The 17,677-nt window shown below is 64.5% G+C and carries 17 protein-coding genes; 11 read left to right on the forward strand and 6 right to left on the reverse strand.

The features are described 5' to 3' along the window. Positions 1 to 127 precede the first annotated feature (127 nt). From AC1DV8_RS04815 to AC1DV8_RS04825, 3 genes are all read right to left on the reverse strand, one after another. A complete protein-coding gene (locus AC1DV8_RS04815) occupies positions 128 to 1,150 on the reverse strand; it encodes a ribonuclease T2 family protein (RefSeq protein WP_477156668.1) in 1,023 nt (340 codons plus the stop codon). A 69-nt stretch (positions 1,151 to 1,219) separates the two neighbouring features. Further along, positions 1,220 to 2,314 carry a cyclopropane fatty acyl phospholipid synthase gene (gene cfa / locus AC1DV8_RS04820; protein ID WP_477148915.1) on the reverse strand — a complete coding sequence of 365 codons (1,095 nt, stop codon included), beginning with the start codon at positions 2,312 to 2,314 and terminating at the stop codon, positions 1,220 to 1,222. A 115-nt stretch (positions 2,315 to 2,429) separates the two neighbouring features. After that, positions 2,430 to 4,406 (reverse strand): bifunctional 2',3'-cyclic-nucleotide 2'-phosphodiesterase/3'-nucleotidase, encoded by a 1,977-nt coding sequence (locus AC1DV8_RS04825; RefSeq protein ID WP_477156669.1) that lies wholly within the window; start codon positions 4,404 to 4,406, stop codon positions 2,430 to 2,432. A gap of 220 nt (positions 4,407 to 4,626) precedes the next feature. Here AC1DV8_RS04825 and ypfJ point away from each other — a divergent pair, with 220 nt between their 5' ends. The 4 genes from ypfJ to AC1DV8_RS04845 all read left to right on the forward strand — a co-directional run bounded on the left by ypfJ (position 4,627) and on the right by AC1DV8_RS04845 (position 7,378). After that, complete coding sequence (gene ypfJ, locus AC1DV8_RS04830; protein ID WP_477156670.1) at positions 4,627 to 5,523, forward strand: KPN_02809 family neutral zinc metallopeptidase; 897 nt, start codon at positions 4,627 to 4,629, stop codon at positions 5,521 to 5,523. A 27-nt stretch (positions 5,524 to 5,550) separates the two neighbouring features. Next, positions 5,551 to 6,384 (forward strand): neutral zinc metallopeptidase, encoded by an 834-nt coding sequence (locus AC1DV8_RS04835; RefSeq protein WP_477156671.1) that lies wholly within the window; start codon positions 5,551 to 5,553, stop codon positions 6,382 to 6,384. 2 nt (positions 6,385 to 6,386) lie between these two features. After that, positions 6,387 to 6,899, forward strand: a complete 513-nt coding sequence (locus AC1DV8_RS04840; protein WP_477156672.1) for a cupin domain-containing protein — start codon at positions 6,387 to 6,389, stop codon at positions 6,897 to 6,899. A gap of 227 nt (positions 6,900 to 7,126) precedes the next feature. Then, on the forward strand, positions 7,127 to 7,378 hold the full coding sequence (locus AC1DV8_RS04845; RefSeq protein ID WP_477148920.1) for an EF-hand domain-containing protein: 252 nt from the start codon (positions 7,127 to 7,129) through the stop codon (positions 7,376 to 7,378). 66 nt (positions 7,379 to 7,444) lie between these two features. On the opposite strand, the gene carA is transcribed toward AC1DV8_RS04845, so the two are convergent. Then, complete coding sequence (carA, locus tag AC1DV8_RS04850) at positions 7,445 to 8,650, reverse strand: glutamine-hydrolyzing carbamoyl-phosphate synthase small subunit (protein WP_477148921.1); 1,206 nt, start codon at positions 8,648 to 8,650, stop codon at positions 7,445 to 7,447. 129 nt (positions 8,651 to 8,779) lie between these two features. On the opposite strand from carA, the gene AC1DV8_RS04855 reads away from it, so the two are divergent. Continuing rightward, positions 8,780 to 9,151, forward strand: a complete 372-nt coding sequence (locus tag AC1DV8_RS04855) for a VOC family protein (RefSeq protein ID WP_477156673.1) — start codon at positions 8,780 to 8,782, stop codon at positions 9,149 to 9,151. Between the two features lie 3 nt (positions 9,152 to 9,154). Then, positions 9,155 to 9,607, forward strand: coding sequence for a GatB/YqeY domain-containing protein (locus AC1DV8_RS04860; protein ID WP_477156674.1), 453 nt, complete (start codon positions 9,155 to 9,157; stop codon positions 9,605 to 9,607). Here AC1DV8_RS04860 and AC1DV8_RS04865 read toward each other — a convergent pair. Then, a complete protein-coding gene (locus AC1DV8_RS04865) occupies positions 9,604 to 10,773 on the reverse strand; it encodes an MFS transporter (RefSeq protein WP_477156675.1) in 1,170 nt (389 codons plus the stop codon). The two genes, AC1DV8_RS04860 and AC1DV8_RS04865, sit on opposite strands and share 4 nt — an antisense overlap. A 153-nt stretch (positions 10,774 to 10,926) precedes the next feature. Here AC1DV8_RS04865 and AC1DV8_RS04870 point away from each other — a divergent pair, with 153 nt between their 5' ends. Together AC1DV8_RS04870 and AC1DV8_RS04875 are read left to right on the forward strand one after the other, a co-directional pair. Next, positions 10,927 to 11,505, forward strand: a complete 579-nt coding sequence (locus AC1DV8_RS04870; protein ID WP_477156676.1) for an HdeD family acid-resistance protein — start codon at positions 10,927 to 10,929, stop codon at positions 11,503 to 11,505. A gap of 16 nt (positions 11,506 to 11,521) precedes the next feature. Beyond that, a complete protein-coding gene (locus tag AC1DV8_RS04875; protein WP_477156677.1) occupies positions 11,522 to 12,091 on the forward strand; it encodes an HdeD family acid-resistance protein in 570 nt (189 codons plus the stop codon). 5 nt (positions 12,092 to 12,096) lie between these two features. Here the strand turns inward: AC1DV8_RS04875 and AC1DV8_RS04880 are convergent, their stop codons facing one another. Then, positions 12,097 to 12,981 (reverse strand): YihY/virulence factor BrkB family protein, encoded by an 885-nt coding sequence (locus AC1DV8_RS04880; protein ID WP_477156678.1) that lies wholly within the window; start codon positions 12,979 to 12,981, stop codon positions 12,097 to 12,099. A 119-nt stretch (positions 12,982 to 13,100) separates the two neighbouring features. Between AC1DV8_RS04880 and dnaG the strand changes: the two genes are divergently transcribed. The 3 genes from dnaG (at position 13,101) to AC1DV8_RS04895 (ending at position 17,622) form a co-directional block, all read left to right on the forward strand. After that, positions 13,101 to 15,056: a DNA primase gene (gene dnaG / locus AC1DV8_RS04885; RefSeq protein WP_477156679.1), complete on the forward strand. Its 1,956-nt coding sequence runs from the start codon at positions 13,101 to 13,103 to the stop codon at positions 15,054 to 15,056. Between the two features lie 173 nt (positions 15,057 to 15,229). Then, positions 15,230 to 17,308: an RNA polymerase sigma factor RpoD gene (gene rpoD / locus AC1DV8_RS04890; RefSeq protein WP_477156680.1), complete on the forward strand. Its 2,079-nt coding sequence runs from the start codon at positions 15,230 to 15,232 to the stop codon at positions 17,306 to 17,308. A gap of 14 nt (positions 17,309 to 17,322) precedes the next feature. Next, positions 17,323 to 17,622, forward strand: a complete 300-nt coding sequence (locus AC1DV8_RS04895; protein WP_477156681.1) for an HlyU family transcriptional regulator — start codon at positions 17,323 to 17,325, stop codon at positions 17,620 to 17,622. Positions 17,623 to 17,677 lie beyond the last annotated feature (55 nt).

Raw genomic sequence — 17,677 nt, forward strand, 5'->3', positions numbered from 1 at the left:
TGCCGGAACCTTAGTGCGGCCGCCTTGCGGCGAGGTGAACTGATTCGGTTAAGAACAATTGATCGGAGCGCGGAAGATATGGCGGTCCCACGAAGAGGATGGGCAGCGCTGAGGCCGCCCACCTCCGTCAGAGTCCGGCGCGATCGATGATGACGCCGGGGCAGTTGCCGGCGCCTTGCGACGCACCGTCGTGAATGAGGCTCCCGAGGTCGCTGTCGGGAGTGATCACGCCGGCAAGTGAGATCTGCAGTTCGGTGAGCACCATGCGGTTGCCCGCCTGCTCCTTCTTGCAGTTGATCTCGACACGGTCGCCAGCACCGGGCCCGAAGGCGGCATCCACCGCAGCCCGGATCTGCGCCGGGGTAACCGAATTGTCGATGTTGTCGACCATGAAGCCGACGAGCGAAGATGCGTTGAGATCTTCCATCAGCGCCAGGGTTTCGGCGAAATAGCTCTCCATCGGCTCCTTGTAGCAGGTGCCGTGGACCAGCCACTCGTGGCGTTCGAGGAAGGACGCCGTGCCCGGCATGACGACCTTCAGCCGATCCATCAGTTCGGCCGGGATCACCACGGCCGGCAGGAGGCGCCAGGTTGCCGGCTTGTCGTTGGCCTTCATCTCCGGGGTGACACCGACGCAATATTCGCGGCCTTGCGGCTGCGGCCAGAGGCCGTGCAGCGCGAAATGGCTCGCGTCGAACCGATCCTCACCCTGGTTGAGGCATTCGACCTTGTCGGGCTGCGTCTCGCAGAAGCCCGGCTGCCAGCTGGCGGCCAGCATGTAGATGTCCGAACCGGCCGGCAGACCGGCGTCGCCGACGTCGACATTGCCGTCATCGTCTGGGGTCGGGGTCGGTTGGTCCGGCGCTTCGACGGTCCTGACGCCACAGCCAACGGCAACCCAGCGTTCCTGCGGCGCGACGCCCGGAATGATCATTCGATAGTGGGACGGACCATCCGGCCGGTTGATCTCGATGAGTTCATAGGCACGGCCCGGTTCGACGAGAATGCCGCCAGGATTGGTCTGGTTGCGGAATGACTGAAAGGCCGGGCAGGCCTGTTGTGCGATAAAAAAACCATCGATCGGTACTGCCACGGCCGGAGATGAAACCGCCGCGACAGCCAAGGCGGAAAGTATCGATACGAACTTCATCTTCACCCTCCCAGCGAAATATGAAGCCGGGAGAGTAACGATTGAGTAAGTCACGTCAATGACAGTGTGTCAGCGCTGCGTCACATAGCCGTCCGGAACACCGCGCGTCGACAATACGAACTGCCAGACCTGCAGCACCTTGGCGCGGAAGCCGCCGGCGCAGCAGAGCAGGTAGTACTTCCACAAGCGGTAGAAGCGTTCCTCCTCGGGGTTACGGTCCTTCTTCCAGTTGCGGTCGAAGTTCTCGTACCAGGCGACCAGCGTCTTGTCGTAGTGCGGGCCGATATTGTGGAGATCGATGACGCTGAACAGCCCGTCAATGGCCTTGCCGATTTGGGCCATCGAGGGGATGACGCCGCCGGGGAAGATGTACTTCTCGAGCCACGCCTCGATGGTTTCGGTCGACCATTGCGAGCCGATAGTGTGCATCATGAACAGGCCATCGTCCTTGATGACGCTGTGCGCCTTCTCGAAGTAGGTCCGGTAGTTCTTGTGCCCCACATGCTCGAACATGCCCATCGAGACGACATGGTCGGTCTTGCCCTCGAACAGCCGGTAATCCTTGACCTGGAACTCGACGGGGAGGTGCTTGTAGCGCTCGCGGCCATAGGCGGCTTGATCGGGGGAAACGGTGACGCCGACGCAGTTGGCGCCGTATTTCTCGGCGGCAAAGCCCATGAAGGCGCCCCAGCCGCAGCCGATGTCCCAGACGGTCTGGCCCGGTTGCAAGCCAATCTTGCGGCAGACCATGTCGAGCTTGGCTTCCTGCGCCTGATCCACATTGGTGACGCCTTCCGGCCAGTAACCGCAGGAGCCGGTCATGCGCTTGTCGAGCGAGGCTTTGTACGCCTCGGTTTCGCTGTAGTGCATCGCGGCAACGCGCTTCGAGCGCGCGACGTTCTGCATGTTCATGATGCGCGCCTGCACCACCTGCCAGACGAGGTTGGTGGTGACGCGCACGCCGTCGGGGACTCGCGAGCGGAGCACGCGGTTGAAGAACTCCGCCATGTCGGCGACGTCCCAGATGCCGTCCATGTAGGCCTCGCCGAGGCCGAGGGTGCCCTGGCCGTAAAGTCGTCTCCAGAATTCGTCTGAGTGGATCTGAGGGTCCCACGGATTGGGCCCGTTCAGGGTGATATCTGCCTCCTTGAGGAGGACTTCCATTTGTGGGGTGGCTCCCATCGAATCCCTGCTCGTTCAAATAGACAAAACGCGGGAAGCCAATGCCCGTCGGACGGGCGAGTCAAGGGCGGCAGCCTAGCTGCCGCCCTTGGGTCGATCAGAGCGTGATGCGGTAGATGCCGAAGCCGGCATCGCTGGTCTTGCCCGTCGCCTCGATCTTCACCGCGGTGACGTCGGCGAGGTGTTCGGCTGCCTTTGGCCCGGTTTCGAACAGCACGGTGCCGCCGATCGGGGCGAGGGCCCAGTTGCTGTCGGCCTTGGGCTCGATGGTCTTCTGCTCGATGATGTAGCGCACGATGATGTCGCGGTTGGTGTCGGGACCCTTGAAAACGATCTTGTCGGGCCCGATGCCCGGGAAGGTGCCGCCGCCGCCGGCGCGGTAGTTATTGGTGGCGACGACGAACCTCTGCGCCGGATCGATCGGCTTGCCGTCGAATTGCAGGTCGACGATACGGCTCTCGGTATTGCCGAGGTCCTCGCCCTTGGGACCGTATTTCGAGGGCTTGGTGACGTCGATCTTGTAGGTGACGCCGTCGATCACGTCGAAGTTGTAGGCCGGGAAATCGAGGTTGATCAGCGGCTGGTCGGCGCCGCCGGCAGCGACCTGGTTGAAGATGCCGGCCGAGCGGTCGAGCCAGTTCTGCACGTCCTGGCCGGTGATCACCACTGCCTGGATGGTGTTGGGGTAGAGGTAGAGATCGGCGACGTTCTTGATCGCCACCGGACCCACCGGCACGTCCGTGTAGTAGTCCGGGCCGCCGCGGCCACCAGCCTTGAACGGTGCGGCGGCGGAGAGGATCGGCAGGGCCTCGTTCTCGGTGCCCTTCATCATCTGCTCGAGGTACCACTTCTGGGCAATGTTGACGATCTGGACGGACGGATCGTCGGCAACGAGAGCGAAGTAGGAGTGGAGCGGTGCAGCGGTCTCGCCGACCGGGCGGCGGATGTAGGCGAGGGTCTCGTCGTGGTCATCCTGAGCGGCAGCGAGAATGGACGCGACGCTCTCGACCAGCGCCTTCGGTTTGCCTTCGACGCGCTCGAAGATCGGACGGGCTTCGGCAGTGTGGGAGACGACGCTCCACTTGCCGTCGGCGGCCTTCTCCAGCAGCAGGTCGATGAGGCCCATGTGCGAGCCCCAGAAACCGGCCATAACGGCGGGCTTGCCGGCGAGCGTGCCGGCGGTCAGGTCGGCGCCTTCGAGGCCCTCGAAGTCCTTGGAGTTCGGAAACACCAGGTGCTGGTGGCCGGTGACGATGACGTCGAGGCCTTCAACGGCCGCGAGTTGCAGCGCGGCGTTCTCGGCCTTGGGCTGGCCGGTGTCGGCAGCGATGCCGGTGTGGGCCAGCGCGACGACGAGGTCGGCACCCTCGGCGCGCATCTTGGGGATGTAGGCTTTGGCGGTCTCGACGATGTCGCGGGTATCCACCTTACCGGCGAGGTGGGTGTTGTCCCAGGTCATGATCTGCGGCGGCAGGAAGCCGATGAAGCCGATCTTGATGGCCTGCTTGGCGCCGGCGCCGTCGGTCAGTTCCTTTTCGACGATCTTGTAGGGCGCGACATAGGTCGTGTCCGACAGCGGATCGGCGCCCAGTTCACCCTTCGCCAGATTGGCCGAGACGATTGGGAAATTGGCGGCGGCGATGGCGGCGTCGAGGAACTCGAGGCCATAGTTGAACTCGTGGTTGCCGAGCGTGCCGACTTCGTAGCCGAGGGTGTTCATGGCCGCGATGATCGGGTGCGGCTCGTTGGTCAGGCCCTTCTCATAGGCGATGTAGTCGCCCATCGGGTTGCCCTGGATGACGTCGCCATTGTCGATGAGGATCGAGTTGCCGGCTTCGGCGCGGATCGAATCGATGATCGCGGCAGTGCGGGCGAGGCCCAGCGTGTCGTTCGGCGCGTCGGCGTAATAATCGTAGGGGAACACCGCGACATGCAGGTCGGTGGTTTCCATAAGGCGAAGATGGGCCTGGCCGGCGGCTGCCTGCACCGCGAAGGGGTGCAGCACCACGGCGGCGCCGAGCGTCGCCGAGCCGGCGAGGAAGGCGCGACGGGAAATCGAGTAATTGTAGTTCATGGACGTCTCCCACAACATTTGAAGAATGCGTGACCCGGCGGAACGTCGGCTCTGCTGGCCGGTTATCCCGCATGGCGATGATGGCCTCAGATGCCGCCGCTACGTGACGCTGCAATGACGGCGGCGATTGTGACAGTGACCTTTCTGGACCATCTGGTCAAATTTGCTGTCGCGCCGTGATTGGCAGTACTATTGTGAGCCGGTCCCAGGGAGAAAACGGATGAAGTGGCAAGGACGTGAGCGCAGTTCGAACATCGAGGACCGGCGCGGCCAGGGCGGCGGCGGTCTCGGCGGATCGGGCGGCGGTTTCGGGCCGCTCGGCGGCTCCCGCATCCCGATGGGGCGAGCTGGTGGCGGCGGGCTGGGGCTCATCGGTATCATTGTCGTGCTGGGCATCATCTGGTTCGCCACGGGGCAGAACCCGATCGACATCCTGACGGGCGGTGGCGCCGGTACGACGACGTCATCGAGCCAATGGTCACCGCCGGCGTCGACCGCCGGGCAGGACGAGCTGGCCGATTTCGTCGGCGTGGTGGTCAAGGACACCGAGAACCTCTGGGGCGAGGTGTTCCAGCAGAACAACATGACCTATCAGCCACCCAAGGTGGTGCTGTTCAGCGACGCGACGCAATCGGCATGCGGCGTGGCGCAGTCGGCATCGGGGCCGTTCTACTGTCCGAACGACAAGAAGGTTTATATCGACCTGGCGTTCTACGATCAGCTGCGCCGGCAGTTCGGCGCGCCGGGCGATTTCGCCCAGGCCTACGTGATCGCCCATGAAATCGGCCACGCGGTGCAGGACCAGACGGGCGTGCTGCCCGAGTTCAACCAGCGGCGCGGTGCGATGAGCCAGGAAGAGCAGAACGCCTATTCGGTGCGGGTCGAGCTGCAGGCCGACTGCTATGCCGGCGTTTGGGCGAACTACGCAAACCGGCAAAACTACCTGGAGCAGGGCGATGTCGAGGAGGCGATCAACGCCGCCAACGCCATCGGTGACGACACGCTGACCCGCGGCCAGGTGTCGGAGCGCAACTTCACGCATGGCACTTCGGCGCAGCGCATGGCCTCGCTGAAGAAGGGCATGGATACCGGCGATGTCAGCCAATGCAAGCTATGATGCCGCGCTAACGCGGGGGAACGGCCGATGGGTGTGATACCCGCCAGTATGATGCCGCATGTGAAGCGGTTCGGCTGGTCGGGCGCGCTGGCGTTGGGTGTGGTGATCGCCATGCTGGCGGGAATCAACCCGATCACGCTGATCACCGGCAAGGTTTCACCACCGCCGCCGCCGACTTCGATCACTGGGGTGCCGGCCAGCTCGGCGACGCTCGAGCAGATAGCCGCCTATCCGCCGGTGGTCGCCGGCGAGGCGGAGCTGATGTGGAGGCGGTTCTTTCATCAGACGGCCATCCGCTATCCGCGGATCGCGCTCAGCGTGGTCGAGAGTTCGAGTTCGTTCGGCTGCGGCATGGCGGGCAAGGACCTGACGGTGCTGTATTGCCCGGCGAACCGCGTGGTCTATGTCGACACCAGCGCGTACGAGCGGCTGCGCGCGAAGTTCCCGCTGGGGGCCGACTACGCCATTGCCTACCTCGTCGCCGAGGCCTACGGGCATCACGTGCAGTGGGCACTTGGGTTGTTCACTGACCTGGTAACGCGGCAGACGCAGAAGGATACCGAGGCGGCCGCGGCGCTGGAGCGTCACATCGACCTGCAGGCCGCTTGCTACGCAGCGATGTGGACGATCACCGCGGGGATCGATGAGCTCGACAGGAACGCGGCGGTGATGGCCGCTGTCGACGCCGTCGAGGAAAACCGCCACCGCGCGATCATCAACCTGCCGCTGGGCATGGTGGTGCCAGAGGTGCTGGCCACGGCCGGCAAAGAGGCGCGGGCGACCTGGTACGACCGGGGCTACGCCATCCCGGCGCCAGGTAGCTGCAAGCTCGAGAAGATCATCAAGGAAGGGCAGGTGTGACCATGCGCGGACGTCTCGACGGATTGCGAGTAGAGCGGTTCTTCGATGATGGCACGTACCCCAACAGCCGCCTACCGCTGTTGTTCTACGAAGAGGCCCTGCCGCGCGGCGACGCCGATCCCGAGGCCATGGAGGCGCTTTTCGCCGCCAATGGCTGGCCGCCGGCCTGGCGGGCCCCGGTGTTCACCTACCACCACTACCACTCGACGGCGCACGAGACGCTCGGGGTCGCGCGCGGTTCGGCCCGGCTGTTGCTCGGCGGGCCGGAGGGACGCGAGTTCGATGCCGAGCCGGGCGATGTGATCGTGATCCCGGCGGGAGTGGCGCACCGGCGGCTCGACTCGAGCAGCGATTTCCTGGTGGTCGGTTGCTATCCGCCGGGGCAGGACTGGGATCTGCTCAGGGGCGAATCGGGCGATCGGCCGAAGGCGGATCAGAACATCCTGCGGGTGCCGAAGCCGGCTTCCGACCCCGTCGCTGGTGTCGCCGGACCTCTGATAACGCACTGGATGTAGCTGGCAAAACACCGGGTAACGCCGCTGCGGGACAATCGGTTCCACGTTCCGTGGTTGTTCCAAACTGCCCTAGAAATGACCAGCAAATGATCGCCAGCAAGCCGTGATCCGGCCGGTTTGCGATCACATTCGGGCTTAGTCTTTGTCCTCGCCGACAGCGTTGAGGCTGTTGGCCGGACCCGGGCCACCGGTGCCGCTTTAAACCTCACATGGAAGGACAAAACTCCATGAAGAAGCTCCTGATCACCATCGCAGCCATCGGCCTTTCCTCGGCGGCTTTCGCCCAGGCCGCGGCAGTCACCTTTACGTCCGTCGACGCGGACACCAGCGGTGGGGTGAGCATTGCCGAGGCACAGGTTGCCTGGCCCGATCTGACCCAGGAGGCGTTCGACGCCGCCGATGCGAACAAGGATGGTTCGCTCGACCAGGCTGAGTTTGACGCTTATGCGGCTACGCTGCCGGCTCCCGCCGCGCAGTAACTTTCGGCCAGCCATGGCTGAGAGGGGTCGCCTGGCCACCGGCGGCCCCTTTTCTTTGGGCGAGACTTACTCGCCGGCCTTCACCTGCTCGGCCTCCAGCGCCATGCCCTTCTGGGCACGCACCAGGTTCAGGAACCGGGTGAACAGGTAGTGGCTGTCGTGCGGGCCGGGGCTGGCTTCGGGATGGTACTGCACCGAGAAGATCGGCTTGCCCTCGACCTCGAGCCCGGCATTGGAGCCATCAAACAGTGAGATGTGGGTCTGCTTGACGTTGCCGGGGAGGCTCTCTGTGTCCACCGCGAAGCCGTGGTTCATCGAGGTGATCTCGACCTTGCCGGTGGTCAGGTCCTTGACCGGGTGATTGGCGCCGTGGTGGCCCTGATGCATCTTCTGGGTCTTGCCGCCGACCGCGAGGCCGAGCAGCTGGTGGCCGAGGCAGATGCCGAACATCGGCTTGCCGGTTTCCATCAGCGTCTTGATCGTCGGCACAGCGTACTTGCCGGTCGCCGCCGGATCGCCCGGGCCATTCGAGAGGAAGATCGCGTCGGGGTTGTGCGACATCACATCCTTGGCGGTGGCGGTGGCCGGCACGACGGTTACCCGTGCGCCCTGGTCGGCGAGCTGGCGCAGGATGTTGCGCTTCGCACCGTAGTCGATGGCGACGACGTGGAACTCGGGATTGTCCAGCCGACCGTAGCCCTCCGTCCGGGTCCAGGAGGTCTGGTCCCAGTGGTAGGTCTGCGCCGTGGTGACCTCGCGAGCGAGGTCGAGGCCTTCGAGGCCGGGGAAGTTCTTGAGCTCAGCCTGCATCGAGGGCTCGTGGAAGTAGCCGTCGGGGGCGTGGGCGATCACGCCGTTCGGCATGCCGTTCTCACGGATGCGGGCGGTCAGCGCCCGGGTGTCGACGCCAGCGATGCCAATGATGTTGCGCTTCTTCAGCCAGGCATCGAGCTTTTCGACGGCCCGGTAGTTCGACGGATTGGTGATGTCGGCGCGCAGCACGCAGCCCCGGATGCCCGAGAGCGCGGCCATGTTAACCGTCTCGATATCCTCGTCGTTGGTGCCGACATTGCCGATGTGCGGGAAGGTGAAGGTGATGATCTGCCCGGCATAGGAGGGATCGGTGAGGATCTCCTGGTAGCCGGTCATCGCGGTGTTGAAGCAGACCTCGCCGGCGGCATGCCCGATGGCGCCGATGCCGTGACCTTCGAGTCGCGTTCCGTCCTCGAGCAGCAGGAGGGCGGTCGCAGGTTTTTGCTGCCAGCCGGTCATGGCGGGGCTCCAAGGGTTCGGGTCGGTGTCGGTTGAGGGCTCTCCTTAGAAGGGGCCCGGCCCAAGCGCAAGTGGCGCACGGGGATTATTGCGCTATATGGGACCGGCAAATCGGGGGAACAAGCGACGATGGCGAGCGCGATTGGCCGCGAGATCGGGACGGTTTTCGTGCCCGTGCGCGATATCGAAGCAGCGCGGGACTGGTACCGCGAGCTGCTCGGGCTTGCACCGGGCAGTGAGATTCTGTTCGGGCACCTTCACGTCGTACCGATGCAGGCCGGCAGCGGCCTGGTGCTCGACAGCAAGGGCTTTGCCGGTCCGCATGACAAGAAGCCGGCCTTCCATTTCAATACCAGCGACATACATGCCGCACATGCCGAAGCGGTGGCGTCTGGCGCGCCTGAGGTCGGTCCGGTGACGGACGGGGTGTCCTTCACCTTCAAGGACCCCGACGGAAATCTGTTGATGGTGGCCGACGTGCCGCCTGCACCAAGGAGCTAGCAAATGCGTGATGCAATCAGCGAAGGCTACAAGACGGCGCTCAAGGCCGGCGACAAGCGGCGTACGGCGACGCTGCGCGCGGTCAATGCCGCGATAAAGGACAAGGACATCGAGGCGCGTGGGCAGGGCAAGGGTCCGCTCGGCGAGCAGGAAGTCATCGTGCTGCTGCAGAAGATGGTGAAGCAGCGCGAGGAATCGCTCGGCATCTACGAGAAGGCCGGGCGCGACGACCTAGCCGTGGTGGAGCGCGAGGAGATCGCGATCCTCAACGAGTTCCTGCCGCAGGGGTTGAGCGAGGCCGAGATCGAGGCCGCGATCATCGACGCGATCAAGAAGACCGGCGCCGAGGGCGGCAAGGACATGGGCAAGGTGATCGCCTCGCTGAAAGCCGACTACCCTGGCCGGATCGACTTCGGCAAGGCTTCGGCCAAGATCAAGACGGCGCTGGCCAGCTAGGCGGCAACCTCAACGCTGCGCCGCCGCTCCAGCCACCAGGAGAGGCCGGCGGTGCCCGCTGCCAGCAGGCTGGTGACGACGCCGACAGCCGGGATGTCGGCATAGCTGACACCGGCGCTGAGCAGCATGGCGCCGATAAAGGCGCCGCCGGCGATGCCGATGTTGAAGGCGGTAGAAATCAGCGACGAGGCGAGGTTGGGCGCCGAGTGCGCGGCGGCGAGGACACGGGCCTGCAGCGGCGTCGAGAAGGCGAAGCCGAGGATCGAGGTGGCGAGCAGGTTTACCGTCATCCACACCTTGTCGTGCATGGCCAACAGCATGGTGAAGTAGAGCAGAGCCTGCAGCAGCAGCACAGTGAGTAGCGTCGGCATCGGCTTCCAGTCGGTGCCGCGACCGCCCAGAAAGATGCCCAGCACCGAGCCGAGGCCGCCGATCAGCAGGTAGATCGGGACGATGTCGGGGTGGAGGCCGGTGACGTTGAGCATGATCGGCACCTGGAAGGTGCCGAAGGCAAGAGCCCCGATCATCACGAGCGCGATGGTGAGGTAGGAGAGCCAGACCTCCTGGTGGCGCAGTTCGCGCAGCTGCTCGCGGAACGTCGCGTGCCGTTCCCCGGCTTGCCGCGTATCGGGCAACTTCAGGAACAGCACGATCGCCGCGATGGCGCCGAGCGCGGCGACAGCGAGGAACGGCACGCGCCAGCCGAAATGCAGGCCGATGGCGCTGCCGCCGGGCAGCCCCAGCAGGTTGGCGACGGTGATGCCGCTAATGAACAGCGAGAAGGCCGCGCCCCGGCGCTCCGGCGGCACCAGCGCGGTGACCACCACGTTGCCGGCGCCGAAGAACACGCCATGGGCGCAGGCGGAGAGCAGCCGGGCCACCAACAGCAGCCCGTAATCGGGTGCCATGGCGCAGAGCAGCTGGGCGATCGAGAAGACGATCATCAGGCAGATCAACACGTTGCGCTGCGAGAAGCGCGAGGTGAAGACGGTGATCGCCGGCCCACCGATGGCGACGCCGATGGCGTAGGCGCTGACTAGCAGGCCGGCGACGGGGATCGTCACCGCCAGGTCTTCGGCCAGCGGCGGCAAGATGCCCGAGATCACGAACTCGGCCGAGCCGACTGCGAACGCAGCCAGCGCCAAGGCGTAGATGGCGATCGGCATGGCAATCCTCAAAATATCCGCTGGGTTCAGACCACGCCGGGTGACCGGACGCAAGCTTTGGATGAGCATCCGGTGCCAAAGCCCGACTGAGCACTTGGCGAAGGCGCAAAAACAGCTAACCTCCAATTTGGCAACAACATTGGAGGCGGACCGATGGCCGTATCAAGTGACACCAAGAAGAGATGGGCGTGGATCACCGGGCTACGCGCCCTGCTGATGTTGCTAGCGGGGCTCTATGCGGTGTTTTTCCCAGGGCCCGCCCTGCAGGTACTTGTGATTGCCGGCGGTGCACTATTGCTCATCGACGGGGTGCTGGGGCTGTGGAGCCTGACCTTCGGAGGCGCCAAGACCGGCAACTTCTGGTTCGACGTGGTGCGCAACGTGCTGGCCATCATCACTGGTGTGCTGATCCTGCTGTCGCCGTTCCTTGCGACGCTGCTGACGGCAACGTTCCTGGTCTATCTCGTCGCTTTCCAGTCGATCTTCGTCGGCGTCATGGAGATTTGGGTAATCATCCGCGAGCGCGAGCAATATGCGCGCATCTGGCCGGTGCTACTGTCCGGAGCGCTGTACGTGCTGTTCGGCATCGCGCTGCTGTTCTGGCCGGTGTTCAGCGCGCTGGTATTCGTGACGCTGGCGGGCATCCTCGCCATCATCTTCGCCTTCGGCCTGTTCGGTCTGGCATGGCGGATGAACAAATCGGCGAATGCGACCAAGAGCAACCCTGTGTGATCTCGAGGAGGACAGAATGGCAGCCGAAAGCACCTTACCCTGGCCGAGCATTTTCGCAGGCGTCCGCGGCGTCCTGATGCTGGCAGGCGGACTGTTCGCATTGTTCTCGCCGCAACTGGCGCTCGCGACGCTGGTGTGGGTGGGCGGCGTCATCGTCATCATCGACGGGGTGCTCGGCATCTGGGGCCTGCTGTTCGGCGGCCGCACCAGCACGCGCCTCGGCGTGGCGATCGCGCGGCACATCCTCGCGATCCTCGCCGGCATCCTGATCGTGGCGTTCCCGGTGATCGCCTCGGCGATCGGCATCTCGACCCTGGTGATCCTGGTGGGGATCATGATCATCCTTGTCGGAGCGTTCGCTCTCTATGTGACGGTCGCCGGGCGCGAGCTGCTGCGGCAAGGCACGTTCTGGCCGGAAGTGCTGAGCGCCTGCGCCTACCTGCTGTTCGGCGTGCTGCTCCTGGCCATGCCGCTTACCAGTGCGCTGGTGCTGGTCAGTATCGTCGGGGTGCTGATGATCCTTTACGGGCTGTTCCAGCTCTACATCGCCTGGCAGCTGCGGGGCATCGACGCCAAGATCGCCTGACGGGATCAGCGAGGGGGATACGGCGTTCCCGTGTCCCGTTCGGTCGCCGCGCGCTCGATCTCGGAGTTGAAGGCAGCTCCGAGGACGAGGATCTGGGCCGAGTTGTAAAGCCAGAGCAGCAGCACGACCGCGGCGGAGACCGAGCCGAAGGTGGCTTCGTAGTGGCCCCAGTTTTCGACGTAGATCGAGAAGATGGCCCCCGCCAGCAGCCACAGCAGCGAAGCAAGGATGGCGCCGGGCCAGATATGGCGGAACTTGCGTGGATGGCGGTCGGGGCCCCACCGGTAGAGCACCGCGAGGACGAGCACGCTGAGCACGAGCAGGACGGGCCAGCGCAGTGCGAGGGCCACTACTTCCTCGCCTGAGGGCCACGGGATCAGAGCAGGAAGGCCGGCGACCGCCAGCAGGGCGAGGACCACGAAGACGGCGCCGCCGATACTGAGGCCGATGGCGTAGAGCAGCGACTTGAAGAAGCCGCGCCTGGGCTCCTCGTTGCGGATGCGCGACATCGCATAGAGCAGGGAATCGACCCCGCGTGAGCCGCTCCACAAGGCGAAGGGCACGGTGATCAGCAGCCCGAGGCCGAGAGTAACCGGCGGCTGACTCGCGAGCATCGTCAGTTGCTCTGCAATGATCCCCTGCGCCATCTGCGGGACGACATCGCCGACGGTCTCGATGGTGTCGGCCACCATCTGGCGGTTGGCGACAATGCCGTAAATGAGCGCGACGGTGGCAATCGCCGGGAAGAACGACAGGAAGCCAAAGAAGGCGACCGCGGCACAGCGCGGGGCATTGTCTCGCTCGAGGAAGAACGAATGGAAGGTTGCGACGGCGATCGCTATCCAGCGATGGAGGAGGCTATCGGAACGGCTCGGAGCGGGGATGTCCATGTACGTGTCCGGCAGGTGACTGTCGAGGAAACGAGCGTCGAAGCTGCGGGTTGCTTTGAGGGCCTGTGCAAAACGACATTGCCGCTGACATTGAGGGAAGCAGCGCTTACTTATCGGCCATGCGCTTTTCCGACGGCTTCCTCGATGAGATCCGGCAGCGCCTGCCGATCTCGCAGGTGGTGGGCGAGCACGTCATCTGGGACAAGCGCAAGAGCCAGCCACAGCGCGGCGATATGTGGGCCTGCTGCCCGTTCCATGGCGAAAAAAGCCCGAGCTTTCATGCCGACGACCGGCGCGGCATCTATCACTGTTTCGGCTGCGGGGTGTCGGGGGATCACTTCCGGTTCCTGACCGAGAAGGCCGGGATGAGCTTTCCCGAGGCGGTGGAAAAGCTCGCCGGGATGGCCGGGGTGCCGATGCCGGCCCGCGACGAGCGCGACGAGGCGCGGCAGGAAAGCCGGCGGACGCTCTACGATGTGATGGAGATCGCCACCCAGTATTTCGAGGCAGCCCTGAGCCACAATATCGGGGCGCGGGCCCGCGGCTATCTCAACGAGCGAGGGGTGAGCGCGGCGGCGCAGACGAGGTTCCGGCTCGGCTATTCGCCCGACAGCGCCAACGGGCTGAAGGAGCACCTCGCGGCCAACGGGGTGTCGGCGCAGGAGATGGTGGATGCGGGGCTCGTGGTGGTGCGCGAGGAGTCGCCGCTACCCTACGACCGGTTCCGCAACCGGGTGATGTTCCCGATCACCGATTTCCGCGGCAAGGTCATCGCCTTTGGCGGCCGGGCGATGTCGTCGGATGTGCCGGCCAAGTACCTCAACTCGCCCGAGACCGAACTCTTCAAGAAGCGGATGACGCTCTACAACGGCCAGACGGCTCGGGAGGCGGCGCGGGCTGGCAAGTCGGTAATCGTGGTCGAGGGCTATCTCGACGTGATCGCGGCGGTGACAGCGGGCTTCGAGGGCACGGTGGCGCCGCTCGGTACGGCGCTAACCGAGGAGCATCTGCAGCTGCTGTGGCGGATGAGCGACGAGCCAGTGCTGTGCTTCGACGGCGATGGAGCAGGGCAACGGGCGGCGGCGCGGGCGACCGAGATCGTCTTGCCGCATCTGCAGCCGGGGCGGACGGTGCGGATCGCTACTTTGCCGGAGGGGCAGGATCCGGACGACCTGATCAAGGCCGAGGGACGCGGCGCGTTCGCCGACGTGATCGAACGGGCGCGTTCGCTGTCGGACGTCATCTGGAGCATCGAGACCGGCGGGATCGTGCCTGAGACGCCGGAGGCGCGAGCGGCGCTCGAAGCGCGGCTCAAGGCGCGGGCCAACGCCATCGGCGAGGCGTCGGTGAAGCGGCACTACATGCAGGCGTTGGACGAGAAGCTACAGGCGTTCTTCGCCCCGGTGCGCAACCAGCGCTGGGAGCGGCGGGACAATAACGGCCAGCGCGGTGGTTATGAGCGGCGCAATCCGCGAGCCGGCGGCAACCAGTATGCGGGGCGCGGTAGCCCGCGAGTGGTGGTGTCGGATACGCTGAGGAACTCGCGGCTGCTGAAGCCGGGCAGGGGGCTCGACGCGACGCCGCGCGAGGCGGCAATCCTGCTCACGCTGGTCAACCATCCGGCGCTGGCGGACAGCCGGCTCGAATCACTTGCGTCGCTGGAGCTGTCCTCGCCGCTGTCGCGGAACCTGTTGGGGGCGATGCTCGACCTCGTTACCCGCGATCACGAAATCAGTGCCGAGGCGCTAAATGCTGCTTTGGGGGTGCGCGGGTTCGGCGATGCGATCGAGAAAATGCGGGATTTACTGGCCCGTCAGGGGGTATGGCAGACCGCGGTTGAGATCGCCGATCCGGACGCCGAGATCGGATTAGCTCATGCCCTGGCCTTGCATTACAAATCCGTTGAGCTAAATAAGGCCCTGAAGGCAGCCGAATTGGCGCTGGGCGACGACCCGAGCGAGGAAACATTCGAACGGCTGCGGGACATCCAGAACCAGATCACCACCGTCGATGGCACAGAGGCATTGATCGAAGGGTTTGGTTCGTTATCGGGGCGCGCGACACGGAGCTTTTAGAAAAGCTGCGAGTACGCGCGATTTCGCTTATGGGCGAATCAGTTACCGGTGACGAACAAGTGACGGCATATCGGAAACCGTCGCGCCAGCCGTTCCCTTTACGATGTCTCAAGCCGTGACCACTTAACGACTATCGGCGCCCTCCCGATCGGGCCCCCGGAGCAGCAAGCTAGATGGCCACCAAGGCAGCAACCCAGACCAAACCCAAAGACGCAGAAAAGCCGGAAGTTGCCGGTGCAGCCGGTGGCGAGGCGCCAGATAGCCCGCTGCTCGACCTATCCGATGCCGCCGTAAAGAAGCTGATCAAGACCGCCAAGAAGCGCGGCTACGTCACCTATGAAGAGCTGAACGCCGTTCTGCCCTCGGAGGAGGTCAACTCCGAGCAGATCGAGGACATCATGGCGATGTTCTCGGACATGGGCATTAACGTCGTCGACGAAGACGAGGTCGAAGAGGCCGAGCCCGATACCCCGGAAGAGGAATCGACCGAGCTCGCCGAACGCACCGGCACGGCCGTCGCATCGAAGTCCAACACCCGCGAAGGCAGCGACCGCACCGATGATCCGGTGCGCATGTACCTGCGCGAAATGGGCTCGGTGGAACTGCTCAGCCGCGAGGGCGAAATCGCCATCGCCAAGCGCATCGAAGCCGGCCGCGAGACGATGATCGAGGGCCTCTGCGAGAGCCCGCTGACCTTCCAGGCCATCATTATCTGGCGCGACCAGCTGGCCAACGCCGAAATCCTGCTGCGCGACATCATCGACCTCGAAGCCACCTACGCCGGCCCCGACGCCAAGCAGGCGGCCCCAGTGATGCCGTCGGAGATCGAGCGTCCGTCGTCGGTCAGGGAAGAGCCGAAGCCGGCTGCCAAGCCCGCTCCGCGCGCCCGTTCAGGCGGCGACGACGAGGACGACTACGTTCCCGAGGAGCCGCAGGCGCCGCAGGATCCGGTCGAGGACGAGGACGACGACTTCGAGAACTCGCTGTCGCTTTCGGCGATGGAAGCCGAGCTGAAGCCGCAGGTGGTCGAGACCTTCGATCGCATCGCCGATGCCTATGGCAAGATGCGCAAGATGCAGGACCGGCACACCGAAGATCGCATGGCCGGCAACGCGCCGGCGACCGCCGCCGACCTCAAGAAGCTCGAGGGCCTGCGCTCGGAAGTGATCACCGACGTGAAGTCGCTGTCGCTGAACCAGAGCCGTATCGAGAGCCTCGTCGAGCAGCTTTACGACATCAACAAGCGCCTGGTGCGTCTCGAGGGCCGCTTGCTGCGCCTCGCCGAGAGCTATGGCGTGAAGCGCGAGAGCTTCCTCGAGGCCTATTATGGCAGCGAGCTCGACCAGAACTGGGTGACCACGGTTTCGACGCTGTCGGGCAAGGGCTGGGCGGAATTCGCCAAGCGCGAAGTCGACACGGCGAACGAGTTGCGCGGCGACATCCAGACGCTGGCGACGGAAACCGGCCTCGATATCGCCGAGTACCGCCGGATCGTCCACAAGGTGCAGAAGGGCGAACGCGAAGCCGCCATCGCCAAGAAGGAAATGGTGGAAGCCAACCTTCGCCTAGTGATCTCGATCGCCAAGAAGTACACGAACCGCGGCCTGCAGTTCCTTGATCTTATTCAGGAAGGCAATATCGGCCTGATGAAGGCGGTCGACAAGTTCGAGTACCGTCGCGGCTACAAGTTCTCGACCTATGCCACGTGGTGGATCCGGCAGGCGATCACCCGCTCGATCGCCGACCAGGCCCGCACCATCCGTATTCCGGTGCACATGATCGAGACGATCAACAAGATCGTCCGCACGTCGCGCCAGATGCTGCACGAGATCGGCCGCGAGCCGACCCCCGAGGAACTCAGCGAAAAGCTGCAGATGCCTTTGGACAAGGTTCGCAAGGTCCTGAAGATCGCCAAGGAACCCATCAGCCTCGAGACGCCGATCGGCGACGAGGAGGATTCGAACCTCGGGGATTTCATCCCGGATTCGAACGCCATCCAGCCGATCGACGCAGCCATCCAGAGTAATCTGCGTGAGACCACGACCCGCGTGCTGGCGTCGCTGACGCCGCGCGAGGAACGCGTGCTGCGCATGCGCTTCGGCATCGGCATGAACACCGACCATACGCTCGAAGAAGTGGGCCAGCAGTTTAGCGTGACGCGCGAACGCATCCGCCAGATCGAGGCCAAGGCGCTGCGCAAGCTCAAGCACCCGAGCCGCAGCCGGAAGCTCCGCAGCTTCCTCGACAACTAGGAGAGGTCAGCCAAATGTCGTTCTGGAAGAACCTCTTCGGTGGTGGCGGCGGTGGATCGGCGGCGAAGTCGATCGAGCCGGCAGTGGTGGCGGAGGAGGCCTACAAGGGCTTCACCGTGAAGTCGCTGATCATGCCGGTAGGCAGCGAGTATCAGCTCGCCGGGCTGATCGAAAAGGAAGTCGACGGCGAGCTGAAGAGCTACAAGTTCGTGCGCGCCGACCGCTTCTCGTCCAAGGAGGACGTGGTCAGCTTCGCGCTCGCCAAGGGCCGCCAGATTATCGACGAGCAGGGCGAAGGCATCTACCGCCCATAGCCGTGCGAGGCCCGCCTCACGCGACAGAAACCAGCTGACGGCGCCCATTCGGGCG

Source organism: Devosia sp. P3_B2, assembly GCF_056402875.1.